At 43.7% G+C, this 19,230-nt stretch carries 18 protein-coding genes; 13 read left to right on the top strand and 5 right to left on the bottom strand.

What is annotated here, in order from left to right; translation table 11 throughout:
* Nucleotides 1-25: 25 nt before the first annotated feature.
* Nucleotides 26-328: a YtpI family protein gene (locus ACQKL0_RS06875; RefSeq protein WP_427686771.1), complete on the bottom strand. Its 303-nt coding sequence runs from the start codon at nt 326-328 to the stop codon at nt 26-28.
* A gap of 165 nt (nt 329-493) precedes the next feature.
* Between ACQKL0_RS06875 and ACQKL0_RS06870 the strand changes: the two genes are divergently transcribed.
* A complete protein-coding gene (locus tag ACQKL0_RS06870; protein ID WP_427686769.1) occupies nt 494-1,432 on the top strand; it encodes a DHH family phosphoesterase in 939 nt (312 codons plus the stop codon).
* A gap of 19 nt (nt 1,433-1,451) precedes the next feature.
* On the opposite strand, the gene ACQKL0_RS06865 is transcribed toward ACQKL0_RS06870, so the two are convergent.
* Genes ACQKL0_RS06865 through ACQKL0_RS06855 form a run of 3 tightly spaced genes read right to left on the bottom strand, consistent with a single transcriptional unit; the run spans nt 1,452 to nt 2,634 of the window.
* A complete protein-coding gene (locus tag ACQKL0_RS06865; RefSeq protein WP_427686768.1) occupies nt 1,452-1,835 on the bottom strand; it encodes a VOC family protein in 384 nt (127 codons plus the stop codon).
* A 20-nt stretch (nt 1,836-1,855) separates the two neighbouring features.
* Entirely contained in the window at nt 1,856-2,359 is a 504-nt protein-coding gene (gene ytrI / locus ACQKL0_RS06860; protein WP_427686764.1) for a sporulation membrane protein YtrI, read from the bottom strand.
* On the bottom strand, nt 2,356-2,634 hold the full coding sequence (locus ACQKL0_RS06855; RefSeq protein WP_402874635.1) for a YtrH family sporulation protein: 279 nt from the start codon (nt 2,632-2,634) through the stop codon (nt 2,356-2,358). Before ACQKL0_RS06855 ends, ytrI begins: the two co-directional genes overlap by 4 nt.
* Between ACQKL0_RS06855 and ACQKL0_RS06850 the strand changes: the two genes are divergently transcribed.
* The 11 genes from ACQKL0_RS06850 (at nt 2,519) to aceA (ending at nt 16,986) form a co-directional block, all read left to right on the top strand.
* The gene (locus ACQKL0_RS06850) at nt 2,519-2,827 is read left to right on the top strand and encodes a hypothetical protein (RefSeq protein ID WP_427686813.1); all 309 of its coding nucleotides are present in this window, start codon (nt 2,519-2,521) and stop codon (nt 2,825-2,827) included. The two genes, ACQKL0_RS06855 and ACQKL0_RS06850, sit on opposite strands and share 116 nt — an antisense overlap.
* Nucleotides 2,828-2,876: 49 nt before the next feature.
* Nucleotides 2,877-6,236 carry a DNA polymerase III subunit alpha gene (dnaE, locus tag ACQKL0_RS06845; RefSeq protein ID WP_427686762.1) on the top strand — a complete coding sequence of 1,120 codons (3,360 nt, stop codon included), beginning with the start codon at nt 2,877-2,879 and terminating at the stop codon, nt 6,234-6,236.
* Between the two features lie 109 nt (nt 6,237-6,345).
* A complete protein-coding gene (locus tag ACQKL0_RS06840; protein ID WP_427686760.1) occupies nt 6,346-7,587 on the top strand; it encodes an NAD(P)-dependent malic enzyme in 1,242 nt (413 codons plus the stop codon).
* 5 nt (nt 7,588-7,592) lie between these two features.
* Nucleotides 7,593-8,222, top strand: coding sequence for a FadR/GntR family transcriptional regulator (locus ACQKL0_RS06835; RefSeq protein WP_427686758.1), 630 nt, complete (start codon nt 7,593-7,595; stop codon nt 8,220-8,222).
* A gap of 91 nt (nt 8,223-8,313) precedes the next feature.
* Nucleotides 8,314-9,177, top strand: a complete 864-nt coding sequence (gene accD, locus ACQKL0_RS06830; RefSeq protein ID WP_402874367.1) for an acetyl-CoA carboxylase, carboxyltransferase subunit beta — start codon at nt 8,314-8,316, stop codon at nt 9,175-9,177.
* On the top strand, nt 9,174-10,172 hold the full coding sequence (gene accA, locus ACQKL0_RS06825; protein WP_402874370.1) for an acetyl-CoA carboxylase carboxyl transferase subunit alpha: 999 nt from the start codon (nt 9,174-9,176) through the stop codon (nt 10,170-10,172). The genes accD and accA overlap by 4 nt, the downstream gene beginning before the upstream one ends.
* A gap of 273 nt (nt 10,173-10,445) precedes the next feature.
* Nucleotides 10,446-11,405: a 6-phosphofructokinase gene (pfkA, locus tag ACQKL0_RS06820; protein WP_402874373.1), complete on the top strand. Its 960-nt coding sequence runs from the start codon at nt 10,446-10,448 to the stop codon at nt 11,403-11,405.
* 83 nt (nt 11,406-11,488) lie between these two features.
* Nucleotides 11,489-13,249: a pyruvate kinase gene (gene pyk / locus ACQKL0_RS06815; protein WP_402986594.1), complete on the top strand. Its 1,761-nt coding sequence runs from the start codon at nt 11,489-11,491 to the stop codon at nt 13,247-13,249.
* Nucleotides 13,250-13,330: 81 nt separating this feature from the next.
* Nucleotides 13,331-13,723: an FxsA family protein gene (locus ACQKL0_RS06810; RefSeq protein ID WP_402874380.1), complete on the top strand. Its 393-nt coding sequence runs from the start codon at nt 13,331-13,333 to the stop codon at nt 13,721-13,723.
* A gap of 338 nt (nt 13,724-14,061) precedes the next feature.
* Nucleotides 14,062-15,654, top strand: coding sequence for a malate synthase A (aceB, locus tag ACQKL0_RS06805; RefSeq protein ID WP_427686756.1), 1,593 nt, complete (start codon nt 14,062-14,064; stop codon nt 15,652-15,654).
* Between the two features lie 48 nt (nt 15,655-15,702).
* Nucleotides 15,703-16,986, top strand: a complete 1,284-nt coding sequence (gene aceA / locus ACQKL0_RS06800) for an isocitrate lyase (protein ID WP_427686754.1) — start codon at nt 15,703-15,705, stop codon at nt 16,984-16,986.
* 52 nt (nt 16,987-17,038) lie between these two features.
* Here aceA and ytvI read toward each other — a convergent pair whose 3' ends face one another.
* Nucleotides 17,039-18,181, bottom strand: coding sequence for a sporulation integral membrane protein YtvI (gene ytvI, locus ACQKL0_RS06795; RefSeq protein WP_402957716.1), 1,143 nt, complete (start codon nt 18,179-18,181; stop codon nt 17,039-17,041).
* 188 nt (nt 18,182-18,369) lie between these two features.
* On the opposite strand from ytvI, the gene ACQKL0_RS06790 reads away from it, so the two are divergent.
* A complete protein-coding gene (locus tag ACQKL0_RS06790) occupies nt 18,370-18,831 on the top strand; it encodes a DUF441 domain-containing protein (protein ID WP_402874391.1) in 462 nt (153 codons plus the stop codon).
* Nucleotides 18,832-19,230 lie beyond the last annotated feature (399 nt).

Here is a 19,230-nt window from a genome sequence, read left to right as displayed (position 1 = left end):
AGAAAAAGAGGATAATCGAATTCGATTATCCTCTTTGATTTGTGGCTTCTTCAATGGCATGTGGGAGGTAGAATTTATACATTTTATAACCGCCCCAAACGCTGAAAAGTCCGACAAAAATGAATACAGCGGCAATGATGTATGTAACGGTCGTCTGGAAAAGGAATAGCTGATTGATTCCAAATAAGGCTACAAAGGCACCGAGGGCAATGGATGATTTTCCTGAAATCCACTTTTTCTCCATCGGCATTTTCGTGCGTACCATTTTGATTTTGTAAAATACATAAATCCCTAGTGACAGAACGATCAAGGTGACAAGGATAGGCATCGTTTATAATTCCCCCAATTTAACATATGTACCTTTTTATTGTAGCGGGAATCTCTAGAGATTGCCACCTAAAACAAGATGTGTCTTCCTATTCCCCCAATTTTTTGATTAAATAAAATATATCGTCTTAATTTGTACAATACCATCTATAAAAAGGAGATTTATATGAAGGCTGAAATATTAGCAGATATAAAGCATTATGATACGATCATCATTCATCGCCACGTCCGGCCTGACCCGGATGCTTACGGTTCGCAAGGGGGATTGGCTGAAATCCTGAAAGCGTCATTTCCTGAGAAGCGCATTTTCACGGTCGGGAAAGAAGAGCCTACGTTACATTATTTAAGGAGGCTCGATGTGATTTCGGATGAAATGTACCAAGGGGCCTTGGTCATCGTTTGTGATACCGCCAATACCGACCGAATCTGTGACAGCCGCTATCCGACAGGGGATAAGCTGATCAAGATCGATCACCATCCGAACGAAGATCCTTATGGAGACATGCTGTGGGTCGATACGTCCGCAAGCTCGACGAGTGAAATGATTTATGAATTTTATCTATTTGGTAAAGATCAAGGATTGAAGATGAGCGATGAGGTAGCCCGTCTCCTGTATGCGGGGATCGTGGGTGATACGGGACGTTTTCTTTTTCAAAGCACGACCGAGAAAACATTCTCCTATGCGAGTGAGTTGATTCATTATTCATTCTCCCGTCCACAGTTATATCAAGAGATGTATGATGTCGAGGAAAGCATCACCCGCCTGAATGGGTATGTGCTGCAAAACTTCGAAATCCTACCAAACGGAACAGGGAAGATGATCATCACGAAGGATATCCTGGAAAAATTTCATGCGACGCCTTCAGAAGCCTCTCAGCTTGTCTCCTCGCTGGGTTCGATTAAAAACGTGAAATCATGGGTCTTTTTCATTGAAGAAGAAAAGGAAATCCGGGTTCGTTTCCGTTCTAAGGGTCCAATCATCAACATGATCGCCAGGAAATACAATGGTGGCGGACATCCATTTGCAGCAGGGGCCTCTATTTATTCTTGGGATGCAGTAGATGACATTTTGGCTGACTTAGAAGAGGTAAATAAAGCCGAATAAGAAGAACAAAAAGACCAAATCATCTTGAATTTGGTCTTTTGCCTTTTAGATAGTCACGATGCTGGGAAATTTTTAACTGATTGCCATCGGGATCTTTGAAGTTGAACCATCGGTCATGTATGATCCCTGTTGTACATTCTACTCTCCCTTTCATATATTCGTACGCTTCGATGATATTCGTCGTATTGAAGTGAAAGGGGGGGACCCTGAAAATGCGGTCTTCGGAAAATATCTTACTGTCCAAAACAATGCCCGTTCCGATCATAGGCAGGGCATACAGGTGCCCGAATGAAATTTCCCCGGTCACCGGGATGCTCAACAGGTCGGAATACCAATCGCGGGCCACTTCAATATCACGAACCGGGATGAAGACCGTACCGATTTGGTTTAAGATTGGGTTCATCGTTCACCTCTCCCATCGCATCATTTCGCCCTCTTGATTGTGAGTTCAATATTCATTTTCGTATAAAACATAATTTCATTGACTTCCAGCTCGTACCATTTCTTATTAATCTTGATGAGTTTGTTTTCAATCGACTTCTTAAGTAGCATTTTTCCGTTATATACACTTACGACGTCTTTTGCCAGAAGGGAAGAGAGGTCATCTTCTATGACATCCTCGGCATCGGCGATACTCAGCTTATCGAGGCTGTAAAATTGCCCGTTGGTAATTTTCACCTCGACTTCTTGAATTGTCAAAATCTCTTCGTTTTTTTGATTTAATTTTTTGTAATCCTGCTCCCAAATCGCGATTTTTTCAGTCAAATCCTTCATTTCTTCTCTTTGCTCATGAATGATCCGGATCTGGGTTTCCTGCTGCACTCCGTACATGTAAAAGAAAATCACCCAGCTGAGCAATCCGCCTAATGCTGCACCGGCAAAAAAACGCTGCCAGGTAGGTAGTCGATGATAAGGGGGGATCCTCATGGCGAAATATGCTCCTGCGTGAACCAATTGATGATTAACGCCCCTGTCTGTGCACCCCCGAGGGCGGAGAGGATCAATAGCACCTGCTTCACGATATCCTTCGTCTGCCCGTGGAAAATGCCACGTTCAAAATTATAGACCATATCGAAGGTCCCCCCGATGGCAGCGACGATCGCCCAGATCCTTAGGCTATCCGATAAACGGAAAACGGTCGTCATCGGGGCTTGTCCCGTGAAAAAAGCCGCCAGTCCGCCAATGATCGACCCGCCAAGCAAAACGCCGAGCGCGATGAAAAAACTGTTGATAAATGCCGGAACAAAGGCTTCATTCATGTATCATCATCCTTTTTGGCTTGATATTCTTCTACTCTATTTATATGGGATGCGCGGAGGGAATATGATAGCCTCTGAAAATCAAAGTGGACAAACCCGATTGGGAATGAGAACATATTTTCTTTTTTTGAAATAAACACTATAATGAAAAGAAACATGCCCTTTCAAAGGTGGGAGAAAAAAACGTGTATACACATCTCCATATTCAGAGCGGATACAGCCTGCTGAGCAGTACGGTGAAAATTCGTGAACTTGTGGCTAAAGCGAAAGCGGATGGCCATACGAGTCTAGCATTAACCGACCGGAATGTTATGTATGGATCGGTTTATTTTTATAAGGAATGCAAGAAACAGGGGATAAAACCGATTATCGGGATTCTTGCGGATGTTCTAGATGACCAAGATGCCGCACATCCTCTTCTTTTACTAGCAAGAAATCTTCAAGGATACCAAAACCTGCTGAAAATAAGCAGTGCAATCAAAACGAAATCTCCGTCGGGCATTCCATTTAATTGGCTTAAAGCCTATTCTACGGGATTAATAGCGCTTTCCCCGGGTGCGGATGGCCAAATCGAAAGATTATTGGAAGAAGAAAGGACCGAGGAGGCAAGGAAAGCGGCCGGGCAATTTTTGAAGGTGTTCGGACAGGATAACTTTTATTTATCCCTTCAACGGCTGGGGATGGCCAAGGAGGAGCAGCGAATACAAGCAATCCGTCATTTGGCCAAAGAGCTGGAAATCGAGCTTGTGGCGACGAATCCGGTCTATTACTTGAACCAAAATGATGCACTGGCACATGAAGCGCTACTCGCCATCGGTAATGGCGACAAGCTGGCGGACGAAACGAGGGTGGTGCTTCCATCCACAGAGTATTATATGAAAAGCCGTGCTGAAATGGCTGAACGGTTCAGTGACTTGCCGGATGCCCTTCAAAATACGCTACATATAGCCGCGCAATGCAATCTCACTATTCCTTTTCATCGTTCCCTGCTACCCAAATACCCTACCGCAGCTGGAGTTACGGCTGAAGAAATGCTCGAAGCCCTCTGCTTCCAGGGCTTGAAGAAAAGAATGCCTGAACCATCCATCCAATATGAAGAGCGTCTGCGCTTTGAATTGGCTGTCATCAAGCAAATGAAATTCAGCGATTACTTTTTAATCGTCTGGGATTTCATGAAATTCGCAAGGGACCACCAGATCTTGACGGGGCCAGGACGGGGATCTGCGGCAGGATCGATGGTTGCCTACGTATTGTCCATTACAGATGTCGACCCAATCGAACACTCCCTGCTGTTCGAGCGATTTCTAAATCCTGAGCGGGTGACTATGCCAGATATCGATATCGACTTTCCGGATAACCGCCGCGAGGAAGTGATTGCTTATGTCGCGAAGAAATACGGGGAATTGCATGTTGCCCAAATCATAACATTTGGTACTTTAGCGGCAAAAGCGGCGTTGCGTGATACCGGCCGCGTTTTCGGTTTGAATACAAAAGAGCAGGAAATGGTTTCGAAAATGATTCCGGGACGCCTTGGGATCACCTTGCCTGAAGCATTAAAAGAATCCAAGCGATTACAGGATTTCGTAAGGGAAAGTGAGCGGAACCAGAAGCTTTTTGAAACGGCACTGCTGCTTGAAGGGCTTCCACGCCATACCTCCACACATGCGGCTGGCGTCGTCATAAGCGATCAGGCGCTCACTGAGCATATCCCGATTCAGGAAGGGCATGATGGCATCCATCTGACGCAATATCCAATGGACCTCCTCGAGGAACTCGGCCTTCTGAAAATGGATTTTCTAGGCCTTCGCAACTTAACGCTCCTGGATAATATTTTGAAAAACATCCAAAAGGGGATCGGGAAAAAACTGAACCTCTCCCATATACCCATGGATGATCCGAAGACCTTGTCCATGCTGGGACGGGGTGAAACGACGGGCGTATTCCAGTTCGAATCGGATGGGATCCGGAAGGTATTAATGAACCTAAAGCCAAACCGTTTTGAAGATATCGTCGCGGTCAACGCCTTATATCGTCCAGGTCCAATGGAAAACATCCCACTTTTCATCGAGCGCAAACACGGGCTGGTCCCAATTGAATACCACCATCCGGATTTGAAGGAGATTCTAGATCCTACATACGGCGTCATCGTATATCAGGAACAGATCATGCAGATTGCATCACGACTTGCCGGTTTCTCCCTGGGAGAGGCCGATTTACTAAGGCGTGCCGTCTCGAAGAAGAAAAAGGAAGTATTGGACCAGGAGAGGGAGCACTTCGTGAATGGGGCCTTGAAGCAAGGGTATTCCGAGAAAACAGCGGACGATATCTATACCCTGATCGTCCGGTTCGCCAATTATGGATTCAACAGGAGCCATGCTGTAGCTTACAGTGTCATTGCCTATCAGCTTGCCTATTTGAAAACCCATTATCCTGAGTATTTCATGGCTGCCCTCATGACTTCTGCCGTCGGAAATGACGATAAGATTTCCCAGTATGTGCGTGAAGCCAAGAAGAAAGGCATTTCCGTGCTGCCTCCTTCCATTAATGAAAGCGGCTATCCTTTTTTACCGGGGAAAGAAGGAATCCGATTCAGCCTTGGTGCCATAAAAGGAATCGGTGGGACCGTCCTGAAGGAAATCTTTGCGGCTAGACGCCAAAAGAAATTCGGGGACCTATTCGATTTCTGTTTACGGGTGTCGGGAAAAATCGTCAATCGAAAGGTATTGGAAGCGTTGGTGCATTCAGGTGCCTTTGATGAATTTGGCGAAGACCGTGCCACCTTGCTTGCTAGCCTGGATGTCGCAATCAGCCATACCGAATTGGTCAATCCGGATGATGATCTATTCGATATGTTTTCGGATGGTGAATTCTCGCTAAAGCCTAAATACAATCATGTCGATCCCATTCCGGTGGAGGACAAGCTATCCTTGGAAAAGAGTGTACTTGGCCTATACCTCTCCAATCATCCCGTGACGAGCCATAAAGAACTTTTCGGGCACTTCGGTTGCTTGACCATCGATGAAGCAGTAAGTAAAAAAGAGGCAAAAATCCTGCTTGGTGTGTACATCACGGCGGTTAAGACCATCCGTACGAAAAAGGGTGATGTGATGGCATTCTTGACTGTCAGTGATGAAGAAGGCGATCTTGAAGCCGTCGTATTCCCCAATGTGTATAAAAACTACTCTGCCATCTTGAATCACGGACAGTTGGCCATGCTTCAAGGTACATTGGAAGAGCGGAGCGGAAAAACACAGCTCATCGTCCAATATGTCTATCCGCTGGACCAAGTGAAAGATATGGCACAGAAAAAAGCAGGAACGCTTTTCTTGAGGATTGAAGCGGAAAAGCAAACAAAAGACACTCTTCAAAAAATAAAAAAAATATTAATCCAGCATACTGGCGAAACGAAGGTCATGCTATTTTATGAGCGGGAAAACCGCTATGTACAGCTATCCTATTGGGATTGGGTCAACCCGGGCGATAAGTTAATCGATCTTTTAAAAGGATTGTTAGGAAAAGGAAATGTCGTTTATAAGAGAGATTAACTATTTTACAACTTTATCAGGTATGTTATATTGAATGCAGACCCATGTGGTCTGACCACTAGATTTCAGCATAATTCCGGGTTGCCCAATTCGTTCTAGGAGTGAGAATATGACATTAAGAGAAGAAGCATTACATATGCATCGCTTGAATCGAGGGAAATTAGAAACCGTTTCGAAAGTACCAGTTAGGAATGCAGTAGATTTAAGCTTGGCATATTCTCCTGGTGTCGCCGAACCATGTAAGGAAATTTACGAAAAACCTGAAACCGTCTATGACTATACCATGAAGGGGAATACGGTCGCCGTTATTTCTGATGGAACGGCAGTGTTGGGCCTAGGCAATATCGGTCCTGAAGCCGCCTTGCCTGTCATGGAAGGCAAAGCGGTCTTGTTCAAGAGTTTTGCGGGAGTGGATTCCTTTCCAATCTGTTTAAAAACGACGGATGTGGATAAGATTGTAGAGACCGTCAAATTGCTCGAACCGACCTTTGGCGGAGTGAACCTAGAAGATATTGCAGCACCGAATTGTTTTGAAATCGAAGAACGATTAAAAAAAGAAATGAATATCCCTGTATTTCATGATGATCAGCACGGTACAGCAATTGTAACCGTGGCCGGTCTTGTAAATGCTTTGCGTCTTGTAGGAAAATCGATAACGGAAATTAAAGTCGTGGCCAGTGGTGCCGGAGCGGCAGGCATTGCCATCATAAAGTTGCTTTATAGCTATGGAGTGCGTGACATCATCATGTGTGACACGAAAGGTGCCATCTATGAAGGGCGTACGTTAGGTATGAACGATATAAAAGAGCAAGTAGCGAAAGTGACCAACCGGGATAAGGTCCAAGGAAACCTTGCGACAGTTATCAAGGGAGCGGACGTATTCATCGGTGTGTCTGCGGCGGGAGCGTTGAATAAGGACATGATTTCTTCCATGAACGACGATCCAATCATTTTCGCCATGGCTAACCCCAATCCTGAAATCATGCCGGAGGAAGCGAAAGCTGCAGGGGCCAAGGTGGTGGGGACCGGTCGCTCCGACTTCCCAAACCAGGTCAATAATGTCCTGGCTTTCCCTGGAATCTTTCGAGGCGCTTTAGATGTACGTGCAACGCATATCAATGAAAAAATGAAGGTGGCAGCTGTACAGGCGATTGCCGGTTTAATAGAAGAGCATGAACTTCATGAAGACTATGTTATTCCCGCCCCTTTTGATGCTAGGGTAGCGCCTGCAGTCGCTGCCGCTGTGGCAAAGGCAGCGATGGAAACCGGGGTCGCAAGAATTCAAGCCGATCCAGAGCAAATTAAAGAAAAAACAAGAAAACTAGCAATCATTGGACAAAGTGAGGATTAACTAATTTGGCAGAACGTACTTCTTCAACCAAAATTTATCTCGATGTTGTGGAAAGCCTGCGGAGCATGATTGAAGCGGATAACCTCTTACCGGGCGATAAGATTCCTTCTGAACGGGAGTTATCCGACCGTCTGAATGTTGGACGTTCATCTGTCCGTGAAGCATTGCGAGCACTAGAGCTTTTAGGATTGATAGAAACTAGACGTGGTGAAGGAACGTTTATTAGGGATTTCCAGGAGCATAAGTTAGTCGAGCTTCTGGGAACCTTTTTTTTGCAAGATAAAAAAGTTCAAGAAGATTTAGCCGAGACCAAACGGTTAATTGAAATCGATTGTTTGAAGATCGTGGCCTTCTTCGCCACTGCCCAAGAGGTTAAATCGTTAATGGACTGGGTCAAGGCAGAAGAATTCCATGATGATGATTTCTTCTTGAGGATCGCCATATTAAACCGCAATCGTTTGCTTGAAAGAATTTGGCGTATTGTCAACAGCTATGCTAGAGCATCAGAGCAGATCAAAACAAAAACGAAAAAAGAAGATTATCTTTTGTTGCTTACATATTTGCTTGAACGTGATGAAGAAAAAGCCATCGAAGCATACCTTACTAAAATCAGAAATTTGTCGAAGGAAGAGTGACAGCATTTTACACGATTTTGAATATATTTCTGATATAGTTTGGACCAAAGTTTCTTTAAAAAGAGGTTTGGTGGCAAAGGGAGGATTAGACTTGCTTAAAGAGCTATTTGCAAAATCTAAGAAGAAATATGCAACGGTTCCTTTAGATCGTGAAAAACAGGATGTACCTGAAGGAATTATGACGAAGTGCCCAGGTTGCAAAAAAATCATGTATACAAAAGAATTAGTGAAAAACGTAAAAGTCTGTTTGCATTGTGGGTTCCATCATTCCATGTCCTCTCATGAGCGCATAGAATTTCTTTTCGACGCCAATAGTTTCACTGAATTTGATAAAGAAATGATTTCCGTTAACCCCCTTCAATTCCCGGATTATCTGGAAAAGCTGGAAAAGGATAAAGTGAAGGCCAAAATTAATGAGGCAGTGGTTACAGGGGTAGGAAGCATAAATGGTTTCCAAATATCAACGGCCATCATGGATTCCAATTTCCGGATGGGAAGTATGGGGTCCGTCGTTGGAGAAAAAATCACACGGGCGATTGAACGGGCCGGCGAATTGAAGATACCATTCATCATTTTTACCGCATCTGGCGGGGCGCGAATGCAAGAAGGTGTTCTGAGCCTCATGCAGATGGCCAAAACAAGTGCCGCCCTTAAAATGTTCAGCAATGAAGGTGGATTGATCATTTCGATGATGACCCATCCTACAACTGGCGGCGTTTCAGCCAGCTTTGCATCTCTTGGGGATATTAACCTTGCAGAACCTGGTGCCCTGATAGGGTTCGCTGGAAGACGGATCATTGAACAAACGATACATGAAGATCTTCCTGAAGATTTCCAAACAGCTGAATTTTTGATGAAGCATGGCCAATTGGATGCTGTGGTTAAACGGACGGAAATGAAAGATACCTTGACAACGATCCTGAAAATTCATGCCCCGGGTGGTGAATGGTTATGATTTACGAATTGGAATTCGAACGCCCTGTCACAGAGCTTCGAAGCAAGATTAAAGAACTAAGGGAAATAACAAAGGGAGCAGATGTTGATTTGACAGCTGAAATTGAAAGCTTGGAACAGCGTCTCGAGAAGTTGGAAACGGACATTTATAATAACTTGAAGCCATGGGATCGCGTGCAGATCGCTCGTCACCCAGCCCGTCCGACAACACTTGATTATATCCCTCTTATATTTAATGAATTTATGGAATTCCATGGTGACCGTTACTATGGTGATGATGAAGCCATCGTAGCAGGCATCGGGGAATTTGATGGACGTGCTGTGACCATCATCGGCCATCAGCGTGGTAAGGATACAAAGGAAAATATCCGTCGTAATTTTGGTATGCCACATCCTGAAGGCTATCGAAAGGCTTTACGTCTGATGAAACAAGCCGAAAAGTTCAATCGTCCCATCATTTGTTTCATAGATACGAAAGGTGCCTTCCCTGGTAAAGCAGCGGAAGAGCGTGGTCAGAGTGAAGCCATCGCAAAAAACCTTTTTGAAATGGCAGGACTTAATGTACCTGTTATCAGTATTGTCATTGGTGAAGGTGGAAGTGGTGGTGCTTTGGCTCTAGGAGTAGCGGATCGGATTTATATGCTGGAGAACTCCACTTATTCTGTCATTTCTCCTGAAGGAGCAGCCGCTATCTTGTGGAAGGATGCTTCCCAAGCCAAGCGTGCAGCCGAAACGATGAAAATCACGGCTCCTGACCTCAACCGATTGGGAGTCATTGATGAAATCATTCCTGAAGTGAAAGGCGGGGCCCATCGCGATGCCGAGGAGCAAGCCAAAGCGATTAAGGATATGTTGAAGCAATCAATCAATGAGCTTCTTTCCCTTAATAGTGAGGAACTGATCAATCAGCGTTATATGAAATTTAAAAATATCGGTGAATATGAATTTGAAGGACAGCCAGAAGGACCGATACTGGAAGTAAAACAACATTCATAAATACATGGCCAAGAAAAAACGTGCTGCCGCAGGCAACACGTTTTTTCAACCTTAATATGATACTTAAATACCCAGGTGACTAAATTGATTCCTATTTTGGGAAATAAAACAATCTTTAACGCAATTTACTTCAATTTCTGTTCAGAATACGTTAGTCTTAATACATTGGATTAAGCAGTAAGAAGAGTTCCTTGCTTATCTTAGGTGAAAAAAGGGTACAATGAGGTTATTGAAAAGTTTTATGTCATTAGCGCAGTAGGAGAGGTGAACATAATGAAAAAAATAGGGGTATTAACAAGTGGAGGGGATTCTCCAGGCATGAATGCTGCAGTCCGGGCAGTAGTCCGGAAAGCGATTTTTCATGAAATGGAGGTCTATGGCATCTACCATGGCTATGAAGGGTTGATCAATGGCGACATAAGACGTCTTGAGCTTGGTTCTGTCGGGGATATCATACACCGCGGAGGCACGATGTTACATACTGCCCGCTGTCCTGAATTCAAAACGGAAGAGGGACAGTTAAAGGCAATCGAACAACTGAAAAAAGTGGGTATTGAGGGCATCGTCATCATTGGCGGTGACGGGTCTTACCTTGGAGCGAAGGCATTGACGGAACGAGGTTTTCCTTGCATTGGCGTTCCGGGAACGATCGATAACGATATTCCGGGAACGGACTTTACGATTGGTTTTGATACAGCCCTTAATACGGTCATCGATGCGATTGATAAAATCAGGGATACAGCGACTTCCCACGAACGGACGTATGTGGTTGAAGTGATGGGCCGAAACGCCGGTGACATTGCTCTTTGGGCCGGTCTTGCAGGAGGGGCTGAGACCATTTTATGCCCGGAATACGATTTCGATATGGAAGAGATGATAGGAAAGCTGAACCGGGGACATGAACGCGGGAAAAAGCATAGTATCATCGTTGTGGCAGAAGGTGTAGGCAGTGCTATGGAGATTTCCAAACAGATAGAAGCGAAAGCAGGGTTCGAAACGCGTGTTACGGTTCTGGGTCATGTACAACGTGGTGGCTCTCCTACTGCGTCTGACCGTGTGTTGGCAAGCAGGCTTGGCGCCCGCGCAGTCGAATTGCTTCTTGAAGGTTTAGGTGGCAGGGCTGTTGGCATTGAGGAAAATAAACTGGTTGATTACGATATCATCGATGCCTTATCGAAGAAGCACACGATTGATAAGAAAATGTATGACCTATCAGAAGAATTGTCTATTTAAATGATTGAAAAAAATATGTTTAATACTACGTCACTCTCCGTCATATGGCGGTAGAGGACGAGTTTCTTTAGGAGGTTGACACCATGCGCAAAACTAAAATTGTATGTACCATTGGGCCAGCTAGTGAAAGTGTAGAAAAGTTGGCTCAATTAATCGAGGCAGGGATGAATGTAGCACGTCTTAATTTTTCCCACGGTAATCATGAGGAACATGCTGCAAGAATTCGCAATATAAGAGAAGCATCAGAGAAAACGGGGAAACAGGTCGCTATCTTGCTTGATACAAAAGGTCCTGAAATACGGACGAATAACATGGAGAATGACTCGATCGAGTTGACGGCAGGTAAAGAAGTAACGATTTCGATGCAAGAAGTTTTGGGGACACCAGAGAAATTCTCCATTACCTATGAAGGGCTTCTATATGATGTACAAGCTGGATCTAGAATTTTGCTGGACGATGGCTTGATTGGTCTTGAAGTGTTAGCAATTGATGAAACAAAAAAAGAAATTCATACGAAAATCCTAAACAGCGGTACATTGAAAAATAAAAAAGGCGTCAACGTTCCTGGCGTTTCCGTAAACTTGCCAGGGATTACGGAAAAAGATGAAAAGGACATCCTTTTCGGTATCGAACAAGGAATCGATTTCGTGGCCGCTTCTTTCGTCCGCAGGGCGTCGGATGTACTGGAAGTCCGGGAATTGTTGCAACAAAATAAAGCAGAGCATATTCAAATCATCCCTAAAATTGAAAACCAGGAAGGCGTGGACCGTCTCAATGAAATTTTAGAAGTAGCTGATGGTTTGATGGTTGCGCGTGGTGATTTAGGTGTTGAAATCCCTGCGGAAGAAGTGCCACTTGTTCAAAAAGATATGATCAAGAAATGTAACAATGCAGGCAAACCGGTCATTACCGCTACACAAATGCTTGATTCGATGCAGCGTAATCCACGTCCGACACGAGCTGAGGCAAGTGATGTGGCGAATGCGATTTTCGATGGAACGGATGCCATCATGCTTTCTGGTGAAACAGCTGCGGGAACTTACCCAGTCGAAGCCGTTCAGACTATGCATAATATTGCTTCACGTGCAGAAACAGCGCTTAATTATCGGGATATCCTTACAAGGAATAGTAAGTCGGATCGACATAATGTGACAGATGCCATTGGGGAATCCGTTGCACATACTGCGCTTAACCTTAATGCAGGTGCAATCATCACACCGACTGAAAGCGGTCATACAGCACGGATGATTTCTAAGTATCGTCCAAAAGCGCCTATTATTGCCGTTACCTCTAATGAAGATGTATCCAGACGGCTTGCATTGGTCTGGGGCGTTTATCCGCAGATGGGGCCTAAAGCAGAGACGACAGATGATATGCTCCAAACAGCGATTGACCAAAGCCTGGAATCCGGAATCGTTTCCCATGGGGATTTAGTGGTGATTACCGCTGGTGTGCCTGTAGGTGAAATAGGGACGACTAACTTGATGAAAATTCATGTGTTAGGAGAGGTTCTATTGAAGGCTCAAGGAATCGGTAGGAAAACAGCGAAGGGTGAAGTGGTCGTTGCCAAGAATGCCAAGGAAGCCTTGGAAAAAGTACAAGAAGGATCTGTTTTGGTTACAATCGGTTCGGATCGTGAAATGATGCCGGCAATAGAAAAGTGTGCCGCATTGATTACTGAAGAAGGCGGTTTGACTAGCCATGCGGCAGTTGTCGGCGTTACCTTAGGCATTCCTGTCATTGTCGGGGCTGATAATGCGACAAAGGCCTTTAAGGATGGACAGAGAATAACGGTCGATGCCAGCCGTGGAATCATTTATGATGGTCATGCCAAAGTTTTGTAAAACAAAATTTTGGATGAAATCCAATCGTTGATGTAAGATAGGTGTACCGCACCAGAAGTGGGCTGTGCAGGAGGAATGTAAATGAAGTACTTTTTATTGTTTATCATTGCGATGCCGATCATTGAGATTATTGTCCTCTTATTATCTGGCAATCTGATTGGGTTTTGGCCAACGCTGTTCCTAATTGTAGCCACTGGTTTAATCGGAGCTTATTTGGCTAAACGCCAAGGAATGGAAATATGGAAAAAGGCACAGGGTCAGGTTCGTCAAGGGATGATGCCTGGAAATGAAATCGTCGATGGAATCTGTATCTTCATCGGATCCGCTCTGTTGCTATCACCCGGACTGATTTCGGATGTCTTGGGATTGATCCTGGTATTTCCACCCACCCGTAATCTTCTAAAACCAATTGTTATTCGGATTATGATGAACAGGATGAATAAAGGAAAAGTAACGATCATTCAACATAAATAGAAAAAGGCTATCCACAAAGATAAGAATGTGGATAGCCTTTTTTTGCGTTCAGCCCATAAATGCTTCCACATATGAAGGAAATCTTGCCACTCAAAATCTTAACTGTTTCATGCAAAAATGGACAATGAAGAAAGAAAGAAATAAAAAAACAGAATATTTTCAATTATTTTTCTAATAGAAATGCCTATATACCAGGCTTTCTATAGTAAATTAATATCTTTTTTTAAAAAAGTTGGAAAAGTAGGTGACAAATTTATACAGCGTGTTATATAATACAAACAGGAAATAAAATAACTGTATTATAACATATAAGAGTTTGAAAGGATGTGGAAAGCAACATGATTACTGAAGCAAAAGGTTTACAAATAACAGGGGATATCAAGCCTGGATATGAACAAATACTTACTACGGAAGCGCTTCAATTCATTGAACGGATTGAACGGCAGTTCGGTGCAAGGAGAAGGGAACTGTTAGAGCGACGTAAAACGGTCCAAGAGGAAATAAACCAAGGAAAGCAGCTTGATTTCCTGGAGGAAACGAAACATATCCGTGAAGGTGATTGGACAATCGCTCCCCTCCCGAAGGACTTGCAAGACCGCAGGGTTGAAATTACAGGGCCGGTTGATCGTAAGATGATCATCAATGCATTAAACTCAGGGGCTTGCGTGTTTATGGCAGACTTTGAAGATGCCAACTCGCCTACTTGGGAAAATTGCATAGATGGGCAACTGAACTTGAGGGATGCCATCCGCGGTACCATCTCATTTGAAAATCCAAACGGTAAAGTATATAGATTGAATGAAAAAACGGCAGTCTTGAAAATCAGACCCCGTGGCTGGCACTTGGAAGAAAAACACGTTCTATTAAATGGACAGCCTATATCCGCCAGCATATTCGACTTCGGTCTTTACTTTTATCATAATGTGAAAGCATTGATCGAAAATGGAAGCGGTCCATACTTCTATCTTCCAAAGATGGAAAGTCATCTCGAAGCCAGATTATGGAATGACATCTTTGTCTATGCCCAGAATGATTTAAGAGTTCCGCAGGGGACAATTAGAGCGACGGTACTAATCGAAACGATTCTTGCAGCATTCGAAATGGACGAAATCTTGTATGAGTTGAAAGAACACTCAGCAGGCCTAAACTGCGGTCGCTGGGATTACATCTTCAGCTTCCTGAAGAAATTCCGTCACTCAGAGGACGTAATCTTCCCAGATCGATTACAGGTTACAATGACGGTTCCGAACATGAGGGCTTACTCCCTTCTCGCAATCAAGACTTGCCACACCCGTAATGCTCCGGCAATCGGTGGAATGGCTGCCCAAATTCCGGTCAAGAATGACCCGGCCAAGAATGATGAGGCGTTCGCGAAGGTCCGAGCGGATAAAGAACGTGAAGCGAGAGATGGGCATGACGGTACATGGGTCGCTCATCCAGGCATGGTGAGTACTGCGAAAGAAGTGTTTGACCTTCTTGTTCCGAAACCGAATCAAATTTACCGCAAACGTGAAGATGTAGAAGTGACGGCTAAAGATTTGCTGGAAGTCCCAGAAGGATCCATTACGGAGGCTGGCTTACGGACAAATATAAACGTCGGCATTCAGTATATCGCTTCCTGGTTATGTGGTAGAGGAGCGGCTCCTATCAATAACTTGATGGAAGATGCCGCTACAGCAGAAATTTCCCGCGCTCAAGTGTGGCAGTGGATTCGTCATCCTAAAGGCATACTAGAAGATGGCAGGAAAGTGACGGAAGAATTATTCCATCAAATTAAAGAGGAAGAATTGGAAGTCATTAAATCCGAGATTGGTGAAGAAGCTTTCAAAACAGGGAAATTTGAAGAATCTACTAAACTATTCGAAGAATTGATTGTGGCTGAAGACTTCGCTGATTTCTTAACGAATCCAGCATACGAAAAATTATCTTAATATTCTATCAATTATGAACGTACTATAAACTATTAGGGGGAAAATATAATGACGAACGAAAGAGTAGAGCAATTACAACAAAGCTGGGAAAATGATTCAAGATGGACTGGAATTAAACGCACGTATACAGCTGAGGAAGTTATCAAATTAAGAGGGTCCATTGACATCGAGCACACCTTAGCGCGTCGGGGAGCTGAAAAACTATGGAATCTCCTGAAACAAGAAGATTTCATCAATGCACTAGGAGCATTGACTGGTAACCAAGCGATGCAACAAGTAAAAGCGGGTTTAAAGGCCATCTATCTAAGTGGTTGGCAAGTGGCTGCAGATGCGAATATCGCTGGCCAGATGTACCCGGATCAAAGCTTATACCCAGCAAACTCTGTACCACAAGTCGTTAAACGCATCAATCAAACACTGCAACGGGCCGATCAAATCAGCTTTGCTGAAGGAAAAGACGATATCGATTGGTTTGCCCCTATCGTAGCTGATGCGGAAGCAGGTTTTGGTGGAGCCCTTAATGTTTTCGAACTAATGAAAGGGATGATCGAAGCTGGAGCTGCCGGTGTTCACTTTGAAGATCAGCTTTCCTCCGAGAAAAAATGTGGCCATTTAGGTGGGAAAGTGCTTCTTCCAACACAAATTGCCGTACGTAACCTGATTTCTGCCCGCTTGGCTGCAGACGTAATGGGAACACCGACTATATTGATTGCTCGCACGGATGCTGACGCCGCTGACTTGATCACGGATGATATCGATCCAGTCGATGCCCCATTCATCACAGGCGAACGTACTCCAGAAGGATTCTACCGCACGAAAGCGGGACTTGACCAAGCGATTGCTCGTGGCCTGGCTTATGCACCGTACGCTGACCTTATCTGGTGTGAAACGTCCGAGCCGAACCTTGCAGATGCCCGTCGTTTTGCTGAAGCGATTCATGCTGAGTTCCCAGGAAAACTACTAGCATACAATTGCTCGCCATCGTTTAACTGGAAAGCGAAATTGAGTGATGAGGAAATTGCGAGCTACCAAGTCGAATTAGGGAAACTGGGTTACAAATTCCAATTCGTTACACTTGCTGGATTCCATTCATTGAACCATAGCATGTTTAACCTTGCTCTTGGATACAAAGACCGTGGAATGGCAGCATACTCAGAACTTCAACAAGCAGAATTCGCTAGTGAAGGGGACGGCTATACGGCAACTCGTCACCAACGCGAGGTTGGAACTGGATACTTCGATGAAGTGGCACAGGTTGTATCTGGTGGAACTTCTTCTACAACAGCACTTGCTGGTTCTACTGAAGCTGAACAATTCGAAACATCAAAATAAGAGATAGATAGAAAAAATCCGCCCCGAATATCGGGCGGATTTTTCTTTGATTCTAAAGAAATTTGTTTGGAGTAGGTTTTTTCGTATCCGGTCCCATGATGTACGACCAAATGGCTTGAAAGACATGAGCACGTTGAAGGGTATTGAATATGACTAGGGCTACTGGCCCGGCGATCAATCCAAGAAACCCGATTAATTTAAAACCAATGAATAAGGCGATGAGAGTAGCAAGTGGATCCAAGCCAATACTAGAAGAAAGAACTTTTGGTTCAATTAGTTGGCGCTGGACAACAACGATGATGTAAAGCACAGACAGCCCGATGGCAAGACTGGTATTCCCAGAGATGAATTCGAAGATGATCCATGGAATGAAGATGGTTCCTGTACCCAGATAAGGAATGATATCGACTAAGCCGCAAATTAAAGCGATGGTAATCGAATACTTGACCCCTAATATAAGAAATCCGATTAAAATGGTAACGGTCGTTAATGAAACTAGAGTGAATTGAGCGCGAATGAATCCGAATAATGCTCGTTTTAAATCACGGAATAAACGTTTGGCCCCGGAAAATAGTTTATTTGGCAATACATTTCCCGTCATTCGTCCGAAACGGTCATAGTCTTTGCTGATGAAGAAAGTGCCCAGTAGGGTAAAGAGTAGTGCTGTCACCGTCGTTGGAAACCAGCCGATGATGGCGGGGATGTTTTTCAGGAATGCCTGAATGAAACCGCTGACCCCGGTAGTGATGGATTCACCAATATTTTGGATGTTCTTTAGGATGGTGTCCTGCTGATCTTGATCTAATGTATTGAACATGGCTGTGGTTTGGTTATATAGGGGAATGATCTTGGTGGCAATGAGCGTTTCTATGTAATCTACGATGGTTTCGATATGTTCCGGTATCACACCCGCAAGGTAATTAGTACCTGATATGATTTCGGTAACTAATAGGGTGATGAGTCCGGCGAAAATAAGGAAAATGAGTAATAGGGAGACAAATACAGCAAGTCCTCGTGGCAAGTGAGCTTTCTTTTCGAAGAAAGTCACAAGGGGGTTCATCAAGAAAGCAATGATCATGGCAATAATGAATGGATACGTATACTTAGATAAATAAAATAAGGCAATCCCGCCCAAAATGATGATTCCGATGACTGATATGAAACGAATGAAACGGTAGATGTAAACAGGATTCAAGACATTCCCTCCTTCTAACGGCTACATTGTATTATAATTGTAACGACAATGGTAAAGAAAGGAAAGTTCCTTTTGGATCCAATCTGAACTATTTCTATTGGTAGCCAAATAAATATCATGGGTTTTGACAAAGGTAAACAGACGGTTTGTTATGTTAAAATAACAAAAAGGAAAGAGGAGGAGGAGAAGTGATAAACGGCCCGGTCGTGTTTTTAATTTTACTTGCGGCAATCGGTTGGTTTGGGAAAAACACATCCCTTATTGCCGCAGCAGGTTTTCTTTTACTCATGAAAATCATTGGTCTTGATGCCAAAGTGTTCCCTTATTTAGAAGCAAAGGGAATCAACCTAGGCGTTACGATCATTACGATTGCAGTGCTCATCCCTATTGCTAATGGAGCGATTGGCTTCAAGGAACTAGGGGATGCGATTAAATCGCCCTATGCATGGATTGCGCTGGCTTCTGGTATAGCTGTTGCCTTGATTGCGAAAAATGGAATTACCTTGCTTTCTCACGATCCACATATTACAACCGCATTGGTTTTTGGGACGATTCTAGCCGTCGCATTATTCAAAGGTGTGGCTGTAGGTCCGTTGATTGGTGCTGGAATCGCTTATTTATGCATGCAGATTTTTGATTTTTTTAAATAATTGACACAGGGAATGAATAGTAATTGTTTAATTTTTCTGGAATCTTTTTTTCTTTTCTATGTTAGATTTATTCTGCTTCATTTCATTTTTTTGTAAGAATGTGGTGGAAAAAGCTGAAAAAAAAGGTGGATTAGGAATAGAGATTTTTCTAATGAAATAATAATTTTTTCATATTTTAAGCGCTTTTCATTCCCAAAAAAGTGATTATTGTTTATAATAATGTTGTAACTACTCCGAGTCATTATATTAGGATTTAGAAATAGTAGTTTCTGATGATCTAAAAAAAGAGTGTAGTTATTTGAGCAAGCGCTCACTAGGAAGCGAAGCTACAAGCATTAATTTTTAGAATTCGTATAAGCGATTGTAAAAGGTCGTGCATGCTCCTTTGATTGGCATTCA

It is taken from the genome of Peribacillus sp. NPDC097264, assembly GCF_050277925.1.
In the GTDB taxonomy this organism is placed as follows: Bacteria; Bacillota; Bacilli; order Bacillales; family DSM-1321; genus Peribacillus.
Note: the sequence above shows the minus strand (reverse complement) of the source record. Positions and strands in the feature narration are given on the sequence as shown.